Origin of the sequence: Cobetia sp. 2AS, from assembly GCF_029846355.1 — a bacterium.
GTDB classification, from domain to species: Bacteria; Pseudomonadota; Gammaproteobacteria; order Pseudomonadales; family Halomonadaceae; genus Cobetia; species Cobetia amphilecti.
In genome coordinates, this window is the sequence record NZ_JARWKQ010000003.1 from 109,310 (window position 1) to 125,212 (window position 15,903).

Genomic DNA, 15,903 nt, shown 5'->3' on the forward strand with positions numbered 1-15,903 from the left:
TCAGCCAGACGTGAGCTCAGCCAGAAGTGATCTCAGCCAGACAAGAAAACGCCCCGCCAGTCATCGACTGGCAGGGCGTTGTGTTTCCGCGAGTACAGGGCGTGATCAGACGCCCAGCAGGCCATCCAGGCGCGTGATGATGCGTTCCACGCTGGCGCGTGACACCACCAGGCTGTCTTCCTGCGCCGCCGTCTCGGGCAGCTCGCGCGGCAAGTCGATCACCGCGGTGCCCATGCCTTCCAGGCGCACGCCTTCACGGTAGCGCACGAAGGACAGCTGACCGATCGGACGCTGGCCATCGTGATCGAGGCGCGCCAGACGCGTGAAGGCGCTGACGGTATCGAGCACCGGCGCGCTGGTCAGCGGCAGGTGTGTCAGGCGCCATGCCAGCCAGCCATCAATGTCAACGGCTTCATCGCGCAGGGTGGCGAACCAGTGGCGTGCCTGATCCAGGCGGTAGCGAGCACGGCCCTGCTTGTCGAGCCACAGCACGTCGGCGCTGGCCTGACGCGGGCTTTCCAGCTCGCCCGGCAGGTACAGCCAGGATTCGGTCAGGCGCTGCAGGGCGCCCGGCAGCGGCTCATCCAGGGTGCGCTCGTTGAGGGAGTCCAGCGCCGCGCTCAGGTCGCCCTGTTCCGCGCTCTCGCCGGTGTTGGAGTAACCGACGTTGTAGCGCCAGACGCGGTCGGAAATTTCCTGGGTGACCACGTGGTCATGGGGCAGAGCGATATGGCTCATCAGTTCACGTGCGTTGCAATGCTCATCCACCAGGCCTTCACGGCGGGCTTCACGATAGAGATTGCGCAGCAGCGGGGTCAGCGGCAGACGGTGGTGGTCACCGAAGCAGCTGCCGGCGTCGCGGACGGCGTCCAGATCAAGTGGCAGGTGGGACGTGGCGTGATGATCGGCGGTGGCGAGTTGTACTGACATGATATCGGGCTCCTTGCGGATTGGCGTTCGGAAATCGGCAGATAGGGCAACAGCAGACGGATTCAGGCCGGTCACGGCTTCAGCATGGCGCCCATCATCGGCATGCCGATGCGGGTCATGACCATGAGGAGGCGTAGCGACGGAATCTCTTGCAGTGTCCTGTTCATGTTCTTTCCTGATTGCCTGGCGGGGCGTGGCAGTCATTTGCCTTCATCGTGACGCGGCGCTTCCCGTGAGCGAGGAGCTGGGCTGCGTTCGAGTGACCCGCCTGAGTGATCGGCTAGCGATGACTCATTATGTTTTGGTGCGATTGTTTTTCGAATTACATAAAAAATCGTTATACATACTAGCGGCCTCGTGTGAAATCGCAACCCTACCTTTCTGTCAGCCACGGGCCATCATTCTTTATACGGCGCTGGCTTTCCCTACGGCAATCGCTTTGTGAGGCTGATGTGGCCTGCTTATGACATCGTGTGTTCCGCAACCGCAAACCGGCCAGAAATCGCCTCGCCAAGTATTTGATATAACGTGTGAATGAGAATTTTTTGCAGTCAGGTGTTGCGCATGTTTCTGCGAATCATTTACATTTGTCTCACTTGGAGTGAGCGAGGTGAGCCATGTACGTCTGTCTGTGCAAAGGTGTGTCAGACCACAAGATCCGCGAAGTCGTGGAACAGGGAGCGCGCAGCTTCCGCGAAGTCCGTGAGCAGACCGGCTGCGCGACCCAGTGCGGCAAATGTGCCTGCATGGCCAAGACCATCACTCGCGAAGCGGTCGCGCGTGAAATGATGCCGGCAGAGGATCTCGCCTACGCGGTGTGATGCAGGCTCGAGCCGAGGCTCGCCTGCCGGCGACTGACATTCCAGTCGCCGCGCCGTCCATTGTTGCGTGATCCGTTCCCGTTGACTCCCGGCAAGTGCTCGCTTGCCTGACGCCCGCCACCTGGTCTCAAGACCGGGTGGCGGGCGTTTTCGTATGGGCGCCAGGCAATCCGGTACCGGTCGCCACATGACAACGCGGATACCAATCCTTCCCATTTGCGCCTAAAAGTCGATAACTTGTTGGTATATCTCGAAAAATTCATGTTTTTGCGCCATACTTGCCGCACCTGATCGATAGGGCGTGCCTGACGTGCCCGCGCTGCGGCTGATGCATGCCGTCATCAGGCGCAGCAGAGAACCTGACGCAAGCAGCAACCCTGACAAGAGAGGAATGGCGACATGAAAGGCGATCCCAAGATCATCGAGCATCTCAACACCATACTGGCCAACGAACTGGTCGCTATCAATCAGTACTTCCTGCATGCACGCATGTATAAGGACTGGGGCCTCAAGCGCCTGGCCAAGTGGGAATACGACGAGTCCATCGAAGAGATGCGTCACGCCGACACCCTGATCGAGCGCATCCTGTTCCTGGAAGGTCTGCCCAACCTGCAGGACCTCGGCAAGCTGCGCATCGGCGAGAACACCAAGGAAATGCTCGAGTGCGATCTGGCGCTGGAGCACCAGGCACATGGCGATCTGAAGGAAGCGATCGCCTACGCCGAACAGGTTCGCGATTACACCTCGCGTGATCTGTTCCGCAAGATCCTCGACGACGAGGAAGAGCACATCGATCACCTGGAGACCGAGCTGGGTCTGATCGAGAAGGTCGGCATCGAGCTCTACCTGCAGAAGCAGATCCACCACGAGATCGACTGATTCCGTGGCGGCTCGCTGAGCCGTGCCGAAACGAAAACGCCCCCGCTGCCGATGGCAGCGGGGGCGTTTCGTCTTCAGTGGCGCAGAACCGGCTTACTTGCCCAGTTCATTGACCAGCAGCGCTTCGACAGCCGCGATGCGGGCGTCGAGGCTCGCCTTGTCGGCGGCCAGCAGCGTGATGTGGCCGATCTTGCGCCCCGCACGCGGCGCCTTGCCGTAGTCGTGCAGACGCGCGCCGGGGATGGCGAGCACGGCGTCACGTTCCGGCATGCGGCCGATGATGTTGAGCATCGCGCAGGGCGTGAGCAGTGCGGTCTCGCCCAGCGGCATGCCGGCGACGGCACGCAGGTGATTCTCGAACTGGCTGGTGACAGCGCCTTCGATGCTCCAGTGACCCGAGTTGTGCACGCGCGGTGCGATCTCGTTGGCCAGCAGGCGCTCGCTGCCATCGGCGTCCTTGACGACGAAGAATTCGAAGGCCATCACGCCGACATAGTCGAGCTCGTGCATCACCTTGAAGGCAGCCGCCTCGGCTTCGGCCTGCAGGCCGTGGGAGTCGAGCGGCGTGGAGCAATGCAGGATGCCGCTGCGATGTTCATTGCGCGACAGCGGCCAGGCGCGTGTCTCGCCATCGCGACCGCGTACCGCGATCACCGAGACTTCGTGATCGAAGGCGATGAAGCCTTCCAGGATCAGCGGCACGCTGCCGAGTTCGGTGAAGGTGTCGGCGACGTCGGCCATTTCGCGCAGCACCTTCTGGCCCTTGCCGTCATAGCCCAGCGTACGTGTCTTGAGCACGGCGGGCAGACCGATGGTCGCGACGCCCGCTTCAAGGTCCGCCTGGCTGTCGACCAGCGCCAGCGGCGGTACCTCGATGCCCAGACGCATGAACAGCGACTTCTCGCTCCAGCGGTCACGCGCGGTATCCAGGGCGCCAGCCGGCGGGAAGGTCGGGCGCTCGGCTGCCAGACGCGCGACGGCGTCCGCCGGCACGTTCTCGAACTCGAAGGTGATGGCGTCAGACGCCGCTACCAGCTGCGTCAGGGCCGCATCATCCTGCCAATCGGCGCAGAGATGATGGCCGTGGACGCGACCGCAGGGCGAATCCGAAGGATCAAGGAAGGTGAAGCGGGCATTCAGGGCGGCGCCGGCCTGAGCCAACATGCGGCCCAGCTGACCGCCGCCGACGATACCGAAGCGGAACGGCTGGCTCATGGCTTACTCGCCTCCGTGGGACAGGCTGGGTGCGTCGGGGCGCGGGTCCGGATTGTCAAGCACACGGTCGGTCTGCTCGGCACGGAAGTTGATCAGCGCGGTGCGGATGGCCGGGTACTTGTTGGCCAGCTGGCTGGCGGCCAGCAGCGCGGCATTCACGGCACCGGCGCGGCCGATGGCCAGCGTGCCGGTGGGGATGCCGGCGGGCATCTGCACGATGGAGAGCAGGGAATCGACACCTGACAGCATGCTGGACTGCACCGGCACGCCCAGCACCGGCAGCCAGGTCTTGGCGGCACACATGCCCGGCAGATGCGCCGCGCCGCCGGCACCGGCGATGATGACCTCAAGGCCACGCTCGGCAGCGGTATCGGCATAGTCGAACAGCAGGTCGGGCGTGCGATGGGCAGAGACGACCTTGACCTCGTGTTCGATCCCCAGCGCTTCCAGGGTTTCGACCGTATGGCACATGGTCGCCCAATCCGATTTTGATCCCATGATGACACCAACCAGTGCGCTCATGCTTCCTCCGCTCTTGACGTGGTATGAACCAGCTCACAGTGCCTGCCAGACGTGCCGGGCAGTGCGCTGTGTGGGCGTGGCCGAGCCGTGCGGGCAGATCATGCCCGCAAGCGGCTCAATGCGTATGTCTGGAAAAACAAGCGGCGCAGTATAGCACCGCGACCGACAGGCGGCATGTACCTGTCTGGTCGGTCAGGATGTGGGTGCGGCAAGGCCGCGGATCAGCAGGACCACGCCGAGACCAGCGCGAAGCGTGGCACCGGCTCGCCCTGGATCTCGACGTTCTCCATGAACATGCTCAGCGGACGCACCCACAGCCCGCATTCACCATAAAGAGCACGATAGACCACCAGCAGCTCTTCGGTCTCGCTGTGGCGACTGGTGCCGATCACTTCGTACTGCGCGCCCTTGTAGTGGCGGTAGAGGCCCGGCACGGGACGATTTTCCGGCAGCGGCGGCATGGCAGGCAGGTCAGTCATGGCGATTTCCTTGAGGGTGAAGCGAGAAGCAAGAAGCCAACAGCAAGAGGCGAAAAGCAGGCGTATCAGTCGACAGCGTTCGGCGCATCAGCCACAGACGTGTCATCAGTGACAGGCGTGGCCTTGGCACCGCGGCGTGCGATGCGCGCCAGCGCGCGGGCAGCGGCGGTGAAGCCGAAGCTGCCGGTGACGAAGGTGGCCGCGCCGAAGCCGCCGGCGCAATCCAGGCGCGTGGCGCTGTCGCCGGGCTTGGTGGCACACACCTCGCCGTCGGCGCCGGGGTAGGTCAGCTGCTCGTCGGAATAGACGCACTCGACATCGAACCGGCGCTTCAGGTTGCGACTGAAATTGTAGTCGCGACGCAGCAGTGAGCGAACGCGTGCCAGCAGCGGGTCCTGCTCGGTGCGGGTGAGATCGCCGATCTGGATGCGCGTCGGGTCGAGCTGACCACCGGCCCCGCCCGTCACGGTCAGGCCCAGCTTGCGCCGCTTGCACCAGGCGATCAGCGCCGTCTTGGCGGGCACGCTGTCGATGGCGTCGATGACGTGATCGAGGTCGTCGTGGATCAGCTCGGCGAGATTGTCCGGCGTGACGAAGGCCGAGATGGCGTGGATCTTCATCTGCGGCGCGATCAGCTGGCAGCGCTCGGCCAGCACCTCGACCTTGGGACGACCGATCTGGCCATCCAGCGCATGCAGCTGACGATTGACGTTGGAGACGCAGACATCATCGAGATCGATCAGCGTCATCTCGCCGATGCCGGAGCGAGCCAGTGCCTCGGCGCTCCAGCTGCCGACGCCGCCGACACCGATCACTGCGACATGCGCGTGGCGGAAGTGGGCGAAGGCGCTGGCGCCGTAAAGGCGACGGATGCCGCCGAAGCGGAAGTCGTAGTCGTCTTCTGCGGGGGCCTGGCTGGCAGCGCCGGCCGCAAAGAAGCTCTCCAGCATCCGTTCGCTGGCGGAGGGCGTGCTGTCGTGGGGCGACGGCTCGCCTGAGGGCTTGCGGTCAGGGCTCTGTTCTTCAGGGCTTTTGCTTTCAGAGCTTTTGTTTTCAGAGCTTTTATGGTCAGAGCTCTGCTGTTCTGGGCTCATGTCGGTCGAGTCCGGGGTGTCGGAAGAGGTGGTCATGCGCAGCTCGCGAATCTCGGGGGAACGGGTGGCAGTCGGCTGGGGCGCGCTCAGTCAGCCAGGTCGTCGGCGGATGCATCGAGCCAGTGTCTGGTCGGGCGCTCTGCCAGGTGTTCAGCGTAGCGTTCGGGTAGATGGCCCAGCCAGCCGAAGCGCTCCATCAGTGCCGCGTAGGCGCCTTCTGGCGGACACGACAGGCTCAGCCAGCCACCCTCGGGGTGAGGAAGCTCAAGCCCGACAGCCGCCAGCAGCAGGCGGGGGCATTCCAGTGTCGTGGCGAAGTAGCGATTGTAGTTGCCCTTGCCGTGCTTGGCGTCGCCGATGATCGGGTAGCCACGGCGTGACAGGTGACGGCGAATCTGGTGGCGGCGGCCGGTCAGCGGACGGGCCTCGACCAGCGAGAAGCGCGACTGCGGATAGCGATCGATGGCGATGGGCAGCTCGACCTGTGCCAGGCGGCGAGTGTCGGTGATGGCTTCCTGCTCCGGCATCTCGGCCTTGGGCAGCTTGCCATCTTCCTTGCGCAGGCCGTAATCGAGGCGTTGCTGCTCGGGCGCGACGCCGCGCACTATCGCCAGATAGCGCTTGCTGACCTGCTGCTCCTCGAAGGCGGTGCTCAGCTTGCGCGCCGCCTGGGGCGAGAGCCCGAACACCATCAGCCCTGATGTGGGGCGATCAAGGCGATGCACGGGGAAGACATGCTGGCCGATCTGGTCGCGCAGACGCTGAAGCAGAAACTCGGTCTCGTGCTTGTCGATGGGGCTGCGGTGCACCAGCAGGCCCGATGGCTTGTGGACCACCACCAGTATTTCATCCTGGAACAGGATGTCGAGTGGCTCGGCGGGTTCAGTCATCTCAGCAGGCTCAGCCGGCTCAGTCACCTCAGCAGACTTGGCCTCGAGAGGCGTGGGCGTGGCGTCCGCCATCGGCGCAGGTGTCTGAGGCGCCGTCGGCGCGTCGGAGTGCGGAGCATCAGGAGAAGAGGGCATGGGCATCACGGCAGCAGGAAGACGAAAGCCGACCATCGCAATGAGGGTCGGCGTGTATTGTCCGGCTTTCGCCGCTGGCTGTCATGTCCGCTGTGGCGTCGGGCGCGCGGTTGCCTATGTCAGGGCCTGATCAGCAGACCGGCGGCGAGCCACTGCACCAGCAGGTTGATCGCGACGCCCGGGGCTTGCTCTGCCCCCACCTGCGGCGTCAGCAGCTCACCGAGCCGGCCGAAGCTCAGGCCCTCGTCTCCGGCCGCGAGGATGGCGCCGAGAGCCAGGTCTTCCAGCGGCTCGAGAGAGCGATAGTGAACCTCGGGCGCGCCAGCGGTGGGCTGACGCCAGACGATCCAGGGCGTGGGCGTGTCGGATTCGACCGGCGCGCGTGGCGGCTCATCGTTGTCGATGGCCTTCCAGATGGCCGGCGTATCGAAGTGAAACGATAAGCGCTTGAGGGACGGATGCGCTGCCAGGGGCAGCTCTGGCCACTCCTCGGGGGCCAGCGTCTGCAGGGTCTCGACACTCAGCGGGGTGCTGTCCACCACATCCAGCGCCAGCCCCAAAGCCCACTCGAAGGCGGCCATCTCGGTGACCAGGGAGCGCTCGGGTTCGCGCGCCGCGACGAAGGCCGGGAAATGCTGGCCGGCCCAGCGAATCGAATAATGACTCGGCGGGTGGGCCGCGAGGTAGTCACGACACAGCAGCCCGAAGGCGTCATCGCCGATCAGGGTGTGCACGGCCTCGAAATCCCCGCCGAAGACCTCGAACAGCCGCAGCCGATAGGCCATCGCGTAGATGTCGAGGCGCTCCTCGGCGCTGGCAAGCTGATCACTGATGACGGCCTCGGCCGCCGCGCTGCGGGTGTCAGGGCTCGGCGTCGCGAGGTAGGCGCCCGTGGTCTCCTGCAGTTGCATCAGGGCGCTGCGATCAGCACCGCCTGCGGGGCTCGCTTGCGTCATGCGCGCAGCCCTCCGTGGTCTGGCGTCTGATTCGCGCGCGTGGCATCCGCCAGCGGACGACCACTGCGGCGGCGCAGCTCGGCGTACTCCTGCATCAATTCCGACCAGGGCGGGAAGTTGTCGTCGCGCTCGATCATGGTGGCGACATCGCCGAAGCGCTCCCGCGCGGCGTCATACAGCGTCCACACGGTGTCCGGGACGGGCTGGTCATGGGTGTCGATGCACAGCTCGCCGCCGGAGACCTCCTGCCGGATATGCCCGGCCAGATGGTGCTGCCAGACGCGCTCTGCCGGCATGGCATCCAGATAGGTCAGCGGGTCGAAGCCATGATTGTGGCTCGAGACGATGACGTTGTTCAGGTCGAGCAGGATCAGGCAGTCGGCGCGGCGGCTGACCTCGGCCAGAAACTCCCATTCGCTCATCTCGTCAGGGCGCCAGGTCAGGTAGCTGGAGACATTTTCCAGCAATAACTGACGGCCGAGCGCGTTCTGGACCTGATCGATGCGTTCGGCCAGATGGTCGATGGTGGCATCGGTATAGGGCAGCGGCAGCAGGTCGTGGAACTGATGCGCGCCGGTGCGCGTCCAGCACAGGTGATCGGAGACCCACAGCGGTTCGATGCGCTCGCACAAGGCGCGCAGCTCGCGCAGGTAGCGGCTGTCGATGGGATGGCTGCCACCGATGGACAGCGAGACGCCATGCAGGGCGATGGGGTAGTGCTCGCGGACACGCTCGAGATGATGCAGTGGCTTGCCGCCGGCACTCAGGTTACAGGTACTCAGGCCACCGGTACTCAGGCCACCGGTACTCAGGCCGCCGGATTCGCTGGCGCCGTGGCCCATGTAGTTCTCGCTGATGGCCTCGAACCAGTCGATGTCCGGCAGCGTCGTCAGAATCTCGTGGTAGTACTCGGGGCGCAGGCCCAGCCCCTGACCAATGCCGGCGCTGGCGGGCGTGGGCAGGCGAGCGGTGACAGCTGTCGTCATGCGTGAGTCCTCTTCTGAGCTAAGGCAGAGGGTGTGGAAAAGGGCGAGGCAGAGGGCGAGTCAGGAGAGCTGAAAGACACCCGCCAGGGTTCCCGGACAGAAAGAGAGCCAGAACCAGAGCTAGACCCAGAATCAGGAACGGGAGGACGGTGTGCCGTCCTCCCGTCGGGAATTCGCCAGAGGCGCCTGCCAGGGCAGACGCCTCTGCGTGCCTGAGGATCAGCCCTCGACGACAGTACCACCTTCGCCGACACAGGATTCAGCGCTGGCAGTGTACGACCAGCCCTGGCCCTTGCAGGCGTTGTGGCCCTTGCAGGCGCTGTTGGCGGTCGCGCATTCGGAGGTGCCCTTGCAGGAGTTGATGCCGGAGCACTTCACCGCATTGTCACCGGCGTGCACCGGCAGCGAGGTCAGGGCGGCAGTGGAGAACAGCGCGGCGGCAGCGGCGGCGAAGGTGGCAGCAGTAACGGTCTTCTTCATGGTCATGATGGCTTCCTATCGGGCAGGGCCCGTATTTTTTGAATTATGGATCAGGAACATCGTGGCACCCGCTTGCGTCAGACAGCTCGTTCAGGCGGGTCATGAAGTCATACGCCGTCAAAATAAAGTTGGATGCGGTAGCGCCAAAAAAATCTGACATCATTGTTCACTATGCTTGGAAAGGCAGTCTTGCCGAATTAGTGAGCCTGCTTATGGTACGCTTTCGCCATCATCTGCCCGATTGCCGATATCCCTTCCTCTTGCTGGAGTTTCCCATGCCGGACCTACTTCGACGCCTGTGGCGCATACCGCGCTGGCGCTGGAGCATCGTGCTCGTTCTACTGTTGGGGGGCTGCAGTGCCGTCGCGATTCATCAGCTCGATGAGCGTTTCGGCCCCGCGTCACCGCGTGAGCGGGGGGTGTCACACGACAGTCTTGCCGGACGTCAGTGGGAGGATGAGGTCAAGCCGGTGATCGAGACGCGCTGCGTGGTCTGTCATGGCTGCTACGACGCTCCCTGTCAGCTCAAGATGTCATCGGCCGCCGGGATCGATCGCGGCATGAATCCGGCGCCGGTCTACGATGGCACGCGCCTGCTGGCGGCCAATCTGACGCGCATGTTCGAGGACGCGGACACCACCGAGCAGTGGCGCAGCATGGACTTCTCGCCGGTGCTCAATGAGCGCTTCGACTCTCCGGCTGCCAATCTGGAGGGCAGTGTGCTGTTCCGTGCGCTCAGCCAGAAGCGCAAGGCGCCGCTGCCGGTGACGGAAGATGGCCTGCTGCCGGAAGACCGCTTCGACCTGTCGCTCAATCGCAGTCAGGTGTGTGCCCCCGTCGAGGGCTACGACAAGTTCGCCGAAGACCATCCTGACTGGGGCATGCCCTACGCCCTGCCACAGGTCAGCGATGAAGAGCACCGCACACTGGTGAACTGGCTGGCCAAGGGTGGCGCGATAACGGGCCCGGCACCGCTGCCCCAGGCGCTGATGCCGCACATCGAGCAGGCCGAGCGCTTCTTCAATGGCGACAGCCTCAAGCAGCGCCTGATGAATCGCTATATCTACGAGCACCTCTTCCTGAGTCATGTGTATTTCCCGGGCATCAATGGCGCGGATGGACGGCCGGTCTTCTTCAAGCTGGTGCGTTCCAGCACCCCGCCGGGCGAGCCGATCAAGCGCATCTCCACGCGCCGCCCCTACGATCCACCCTACGCCTCCTACACCGCCGATGAACGCGCGAGCATGCCCCACGATGACGCCGGGCGCCCGCGGGTCTATTACCGTCTGTGGCAGGAGCGCGCGACGATCCTGGCCAAGAATCATCTGCCCTATGCGCTCGATGATGCTCGTTTCAAGCGCTGGCAGGCGCTGTTCCTGACGCCGGATTACCCGGTGGATGACCTGCCGGATTACGACCTCAAGACGGCCTCGAATCCTTTCCTGACCTTCGAGGCCATTCCGGCCGAGTCACGCTATCGCTTCATGCTGGATGAGTCGCAGAACACCATCATGGGCTTCATCAAGGGGCCGGTCTGTCGCGGGCAGGTCGCGGTGGATGTGATCAATGATCACTTCTGGGTCGGCTTCACTGACCCGAAGATGTTCAGTCACCCGGAAGTGGAACGCACCCTGGCCGAGGAAGGGAAGAATCTCAGCCTGCCCGCCGAGCAGAGCAGCAATGCGTTGCCGATCAGCTCCTGGGTCAAGTTCGAGAGCAAACAGACCGCCTATCTCAAGGCCAAGCAGCGCCTGATGTCCCAGGCCTATCTCGATGGCGATCTGCGCCTGGATGAGCGAGTGCTGTGGGACGGCAGCGGCTGGGCCGAGGGCCCCGGCCAGGGTCGCAACCCCAACGCGGCCCTGACCATCTATCGTCACTTCGACAATGCGGCGGTGATGAAGGGGCTGGTCGGTGGCGTGCCCAAGACGGGCTGGATTATCGATTACCCGATGCTGGAGCGCATCCACTATCTGCTGGTCGCCGGCTTCGATGTCTATGGCAACCTCGGCCATCAGCTGGTCACCCGTCTGTACATGGACTTCCTGCGCATGGAAGGCGAGAACAACCTGCTGGTGCTGTTGCCGGCAGGCGAGCGCCAGGCGGTGCATGACAGCTGGTATCGCGATGTCAGCCCCGGGCTTGTCGAGCTGCTGTTCAAGAAGCCGCCGCAGTTCGATGCGCCCAGTGGCATCGTCTGGACGCCGCAGGAGCTGTCATCGCCGAACCAGGCTCGCCTTGGGTTGATGCGGCGCATGCAGGAGCGCCTCGCGCCGGAACTCGGCCATGAGCGCAGCCTGAGCAATGTCGAGGACGAGCACGTGCGACATGAGCTGCAGGCCCTCGCTGCGGTGCAGGGAGTCTCGGCCAGCCTGATGCCGGAGGTGACGATCGTCGCGCTGGAGGATGGCACTGATGACTCGCCGCGCCTTTACAGCGTGCTGCGCAATTCCGCCCACGCCAACATCACCAGCCTGTTCGATGAGGAGAAAAATCGCCGTCCTGAGGAAGACACTCTCGATGTCTTGCGTGGCGTGGCGGGCGATTACCCGAATGCCTTCTGGCGTCTGACGCCTGACACCCTGACGGGGCTGGCAGAGCGGGTGGCGGCACTCGAGACCGAAGAGGACTATCGCGCCCTGCAGGCCGATATCGGGGTGCGCCGGACTGATCCGCGCTTCTGGGAGTTCTCCGACAGCGTGCTGCGCACCAACTATGCTGATCGCCCTGTCGAAGCGGGCATGCTGGACTATAACCGCCTCGAGAACCGCTGATCGCCAGCGAAGGCCGAGACAAGGCCTATTGTCATGACTGTCTGGGCTGCCAGGACTGTCAGGGTTGTCAGGACGACTGACGACTGGCCTGACAGAAAGAAGAAGCCCGCCACGCAAATTGCGTGGCGGGCTTCTGTCTTGTGTGGTGCCGACATGGCGCCCTGGCGGTGGATCAGCGCAGTGTCGCTCAGCGTGATGTGCTGTCAGCAGGCGTCATCAGCGACCGCCCTGACACTCGCCTTCGGCCAGTTCGATCAGGCCATCCAGATGCAGGATATGCACCTCGCGGGCACGAATGTCGACCAGCCCCTGGGTCTGGAAGCGGGTCAGGATACGGCTGATGGTTTCGACGGCCAGCCCCAGATAGTTGCCGATATCGGCGCGTGCCATCGAGAGGCGGAAGCTGTACGGCGAATAGCCACGGCGACGGAAGCGCTGTGACAGGTTGACCAGGAAGCTCGCCAGTCGCTCATCGGCTGTCTTGCGCGACAGCAGCATCATCATGCGGCGGTCTTCGTGCAACTCCTTGCTCAGGCTCTTGAACAGCTGGGTTCTCAGCTCCGGCATCTGCTCCGAGAGCGCATTGAGGCGGTCGAAGGGAATCTCGCAGACGGTGGTGGTCTCCAGCGCCACCGCGGTGCCGGGATAGCAATTGCTGTCGATGGCATCGAGTCCGGCCAGCTCGCTGGGCAGGTAGAAGCCGGTCAGCTGCTCCATGCCGCTGTTTTCATTGGTGATCTGCTTGAGACTGCCGGAGCGCACCGTGAAGACGCAATCGAAGGCATCGCCCTGGGTGAAGAGCACTTCCCCTTTTCTGAGTGGCGCGCGACGGCGGATGATGGCGTCAAACTGGTCGATATCTTCCATGTTCAGTGCCAGTGGCAGGCACAGTGAACTCAGCGAACAGGTCTGGCAGCGGGCTTCATGGGCGCGCAAGCGGTGTGATGCCTGTGCATTGGCCGTCATGGTGACTCTCCTGAGGAATGTCACCGCTACCCCTGGGGCAGGGCAGCGGGAGGGGTCTTTCGGGCGCAACGAACGGTGGGGCGGGGCCTTGTCGCCCGCCGCTACCCTGCTCAGCCGAATTGATTCGAGCGGCCAGAGTCTGAGCGCTCATCGGCTGGCGCAGCGCAATTTCGTGGCGCCATAATATTAGATTTTATTAATTCATTATCCTGCCCAACCCATGGGCGTTGCAAGGTGTGTGAACTTTAGGCCTGGTTGGCCCCGCGTGACCATACCGCGACGACCTGCCTCAGCCAGCTGCGCCGAGCAGCAGGATCAGTGCGGCGGCCAGCGTCGCCAGTGCCAGTATGCCCCAGGCACGTGGCGCTGGTGTGTCAGGCTGACGTACGCCGTTGATGCGATGTTCCTGCATGGGGCCATCGCCTTCGCGCTCGTCGCTGTCAGCGCTTGCAGCGCGCGAAAGACTGCCCAGTGCCAGCATGGCAAACAGCACCAGGCTGCCCAGCGTGAGGGCCAGCACCCAGAGATTCCAGAACAGGGGGAGTCCAGTTGTCTCCAGCAGATTCATGTCGTGTCTCCTGAGCGGTGTCCTGTCATGGGTCGCGGCTGGCGATGTCGCTCGCGGGGGCGGCCTGCTGCAGGTAGGCGAGCAACGCCGTGATTTCGGCAGTGCCACGTACGTCATTGGGGGCGGCGAGAATCTCGTCTTCCGCGTAGGGCACGCCCAGGCCTTGCAGGGCTCGCATGCGTGCCGCGATGCCTTCGCCGCTCAACGCCCGCTTGAACAACCACGGGTAGGCGGGCATCGCTGAGCCCGGCACCTGACTGCGCGGGTCATGCAGGTGCAGGCGCTGCCAGGCATCGTCATGCTGCGCAGACAGCTGGCTCAAATCCGTCCCCCAGCGCTCGACGCCCCACAGCGAGGGACGGTCGTAGTAGCGCGCCCGGGCGATCGTCGCATCGCCGTGGCGCGCCGTATCGCCAGGTAGATCGCGCACCATGCGTGTGTGGCACTGCTGACAGCCCTCGCGTTGGTAGATGCGCTGGCCCTCCAGCGCCAGGGCGCTCAGCGGTTTGAGGTCTTCGGGTGCGCTGGCGAGGCTGGGGTGAGCCCCGAGCGGCACCAGCTGGGCAAGGGCGCCGAGGCTCATGGTGAGCAGGCATAGTGCCGTTATCAGGCCGGCGTGACGTTCGAGCAGGACATGTCTCATGCGTAGTGCCCTCCCGAGGATGTGGCAGGGGGCGTGGTAGAGGTGGACGCAGAGTGCATGGCAGGCTCTGATGATGCCTTGTGCGAGCCGGGGCTCAGGCGCTGGCGCTCGTGAGCGGCTTGGCGTTCGCTCTTTTGATCAGCCAGGGTGCGCGTCACGTTGAGGAGCATCAGCAGCATGCCGAGCGCCCAGCAGGCGAGCCCGCCCAGCGAGATCATCATCGGCATGCGGGCCGCTTCCAGCACCTCGCTCAAGGTGTATAGCGGCCTGCCGTCATCTGCCAGCACATGCCACATGCTGCCTTGAAGCAGCGTGGTCGCCCAGCTGGCGGCAACGCACAGCAGGGTGCCGATGATGGCCAGCAGGGCGTGCGTCTTGAGCAGCGCGAGGGAGCGCATCGGGGGCAGCAGGTGATAGGCCATCACGATGGCGACTGTCGCGACCACCCCCAGGCTTGCTGCCGGCGATAGACTGTTGGTGGCACTGAAGGTCAGGGCGTTGAGTGTCGGCAATGACAGCAGGCTGTACTCAAGTACCGCCAGGGCGAAGCTGACCAGAGCTGCCGCCAGCAGGCAGTTAAGCGGATCCCGGCGCAATGAGTGCCAATCCTCCTTGAGTGTCATCAGGCCATTGAGGCTGAGTGCCAGCCCCGGCGCCAGCAGCAGGAGGCCCATTGCCATGCCCAGCGTCTGGCTCCAGGCCGGCAGGGCGCTCGCGAACAGCAGCGGAGCACCTCCCCATGTCACCAGCAGCACCAGCATCCAGAAGCTGGTGGCGGCCAGCCGATGCGAGTAGAGCGTCAGCTGCGAGCGGCTCGTCACCATGTGATGGAGCAAGGCAATGAGGCCGAATGCGAACATGCCGCCGGGGAGTGGCCCTGCCTGCCAGCGCTGAACCAGTGCCTCGAGGCTGCCCGTGAAGAGCGGTATCGATTCCAGCAGGCCGATCGGCACGCTGAGCGAGATCAACACATGCTGTATCAACACCAGCATCAGGCCGGCGATGAAGTACCAGCAGGCCACCGGCAGGCGGCGCAGCGTGCGCTGTTCCAGCACCGTGAAGAAGACCCACGCCACGGCCAGCCAGACGAGGGTCATCAGGAGATCGACTAGCCAGGGCGCTTCGGCCATGTACTGGCCCGAGGAGTAGCCTGCGACAATCGCCAGTGCGCCGAGCGCGACCACGGCCTGCCAGCCGAGGAAGGTGAAATGCATCAGCTTGAGCGTGAAGGGAGTCAGTGCGATATCCGGTATCGCCTTCTCGGCGTCCGTGCGTGATTCGCGTTGCAGGACACTGTGCATGGCGATGGAGTAGCCGCCGGCGATCACTGCCGAGCCGCCCAGACCGTAGAGCAGCAGGTGGTGTTGCAAGGGCGCGAGGCGGCCGTAGCTCAGCCAGGCCACTTCCGGCCCCAGCGAGGGCCATAGCCAGATGAGGTTGAGCCACACCGCCAGACAGAGGCTGAGCAGGCCCCAGATGACGGCCATGCGAGCGAAATCATGGCTTGCGTGATGATGGTGGTTCACGCGGGGATGGCAGGCCGAAGCCTCAAGAGCTGTACGCAT

General features: G+C 64.1%; 17 protein-coding genes. 3 read left to right on the forward strand and 14 right to left on the reverse strand.

Translation table 11 applies throughout. The annotated features are described in order from the left end of the window. Nucleotides 1–105 precede the first annotated feature (105 nt). On the reverse strand, nt 106–930 hold the full coding sequence (locus QD356_RS10330; protein ID WP_107335632.1) for a hypothetical protein: 825 nt from the start codon (nt 928–930) through the stop codon (nt 106–108). A gap of 617 nt (nt 931–1,547) precedes the next feature. Between QD356_RS10330 and QD356_RS10335 the strand changes: the two genes are divergently transcribed. Next, the gene (locus QD356_RS10335; RefSeq protein WP_043333196.1) at nt 1,548–1,751 is read left to right on the forward strand and encodes a bacterioferritin-associated ferredoxin; all 204 of its coding nucleotides are present in this window, start codon (nt 1,548–1,550) and stop codon (nt 1,749–1,751) included. A 222-nt stretch (nt 1,752–1,973) separates the two neighbouring features. Here QD356_RS10335 and QD356_RS10340 read toward each other — a convergent pair whose 3' ends face one another. Next, on the reverse strand, nt 1,974–2,180 hold the full coding sequence (locus tag QD356_RS10340; protein WP_225996527.1) for a hypothetical protein: 207 nt from the start codon (nt 2,178–2,180) through the stop codon (nt 1,974–1,976). On the opposite strand from QD356_RS10340, the gene bfr reads away from it, so the two are divergent. Further along, entirely contained in the window at nt 2,151–2,630 is a 480-nt protein-coding gene (gene bfr, locus QD356_RS10345; protein ID WP_043333195.1) for a bacterioferritin, read from the forward strand. The two genes, QD356_RS10340 and bfr, sit on opposite strands and share 30 nt — an antisense overlap. A 93-nt stretch (nt 2,631–2,723) precedes the next feature. Here the strand turns inward: bfr and QD356_RS10350 are convergent, their stop codons facing one another. The 8 genes from QD356_RS10350 to QD356_RS10385 form a co-directional block, all read right to left on the reverse strand. Continuing rightward, nucleotides 2,724–3,845, reverse strand: a complete 1,122-nt coding sequence (locus QD356_RS10350) for a 5-(carboxyamino)imidazole ribonucleotide synthase (protein WP_192838657.1) — start codon at nt 3,843–3,845, stop codon at nt 2,724–2,726. A gap of 3 nt (nt 3,846–3,848) precedes the next feature. Further along, nucleotides 3,849–4,367 carry a 5-(carboxyamino)imidazole ribonucleotide mutase gene (purE, locus tag QD356_RS10355; protein WP_043333193.1) on the reverse strand — a complete coding sequence of 173 codons (519 nt, stop codon included), beginning with the start codon at nt 4,365–4,367 and terminating at the stop codon, nt 3,849–3,851. A gap of 221 nt (nt 4,368–4,588) precedes the next feature. Next, nucleotides 4,589–4,846 (reverse strand): DUF1653 domain-containing protein, encoded by a 258-nt coding sequence (locus tag QD356_RS10360; RefSeq protein WP_225996526.1) that lies wholly within the window; start codon nt 4,844–4,846, stop codon nt 4,589–4,591. A 65-nt stretch (nt 4,847–4,911) separates the two neighbouring features. Beyond that, on the reverse strand, nt 4,912–5,796 hold the full coding sequence (gene tcdA, locus QD356_RS10365) for a tRNA cyclic N6-threonylcarbamoyladenosine(37) synthase TcdA (RefSeq protein ID WP_192838735.1): 885 nt from the start codon (nt 5,794–5,796) through the stop codon (nt 4,912–4,914). A gap of 230 nt (nt 5,797–6,026) precedes the next feature. Further along, the gene (locus QD356_RS10370; RefSeq protein ID WP_192838656.1) at nt 6,027–6,830 is read right to left on the reverse strand and encodes a pseudouridine synthase; all 804 of its coding nucleotides are present in this window, start codon (nt 6,828–6,830) and stop codon (nt 6,027–6,029) included. Between the two features lie 254 nt (nt 6,831–7,084). After that, nucleotides 7,085–7,921 (reverse strand): DNA-binding domain-containing protein, encoded by an 837-nt coding sequence (locus QD356_RS10375; protein WP_192838655.1) that lies wholly within the window; start codon nt 7,919–7,921, stop codon nt 7,085–7,087. After that, nucleotides 7,918–8,907, reverse strand: coding sequence for a DUF692 domain-containing protein (locus QD356_RS10380; RefSeq protein WP_192838654.1), 990 nt, complete (start codon nt 8,905–8,907; stop codon nt 7,918–7,920). The genes QD356_RS10375 and QD356_RS10380 overlap by 4 nt, the downstream gene beginning before the upstream one ends. Nucleotides 8,908–9,126: 219 nt before the next feature. Continuing rightward, nucleotides 9,127–9,393: a hypothetical protein gene (locus tag QD356_RS10385; protein WP_197738697.1), complete on the reverse strand. Its 267-nt coding sequence runs from the start codon at nt 9,391–9,393 to the stop codon at nt 9,127–9,129. A 269-nt stretch (nt 9,394–9,662) separates the two neighbouring features. Here QD356_RS10385 and QD356_RS10390 point away from each other — a divergent pair, with 269 nt between their 5' ends. Next, the gene (locus QD356_RS10390) at nt 9,663–12,161 is read left to right on the forward strand and encodes a fatty acid cis/trans isomerase (RefSeq protein ID WP_192838653.1); all 2,499 of its coding nucleotides are present in this window, start codon (nt 9,663–9,665) and stop codon (nt 12,159–12,161) included. A gap of 216 nt (nt 12,162–12,377) precedes the next feature. On the opposite strand, the gene fnr is transcribed toward QD356_RS10390, so the two are convergent. The 4 genes from fnr to QD356_RS10410 form a co-directional block, all read right to left on the reverse strand. Then, complete coding sequence (gene fnr / locus QD356_RS10395; protein WP_043333190.1) at nt 12,378–13,127, reverse strand: fumarate/nitrate reduction transcriptional regulator Fnr; 750 nt, start codon at nt 13,125–13,127, stop codon at nt 12,378–12,380. A 289-nt stretch (nt 13,128–13,416) separates the two neighbouring features. Further along, complete coding sequence (locus QD356_RS10400) at nt 13,417–13,695, reverse strand: hypothetical protein (RefSeq protein ID WP_192838652.1); 279 nt, start codon at nt 13,693–13,695, stop codon at nt 13,417–13,419. A gap of 25 nt (nt 13,696–13,720) precedes the next feature. After that, nucleotides 13,721–14,338: a cbb3-type cytochrome c oxidase subunit II gene (locus QD356_RS10405; RefSeq protein ID WP_192838651.1), complete on the reverse strand. Its 618-nt coding sequence runs from the start codon at nt 14,336–14,338 to the stop codon at nt 13,721–13,723. Further along, entirely contained in the window at nt 14,335–15,825 is a 1,491-nt protein-coding gene (locus QD356_RS10410) for a cbb3-type cytochrome c oxidase subunit I (RefSeq protein WP_192838650.1), read from the reverse strand. The genes QD356_RS10405 and QD356_RS10410 overlap by 4 nt, the downstream gene beginning before the upstream one ends. Between the last annotated feature and the right edge of the window lie 78 nt (nt 15,826–15,903).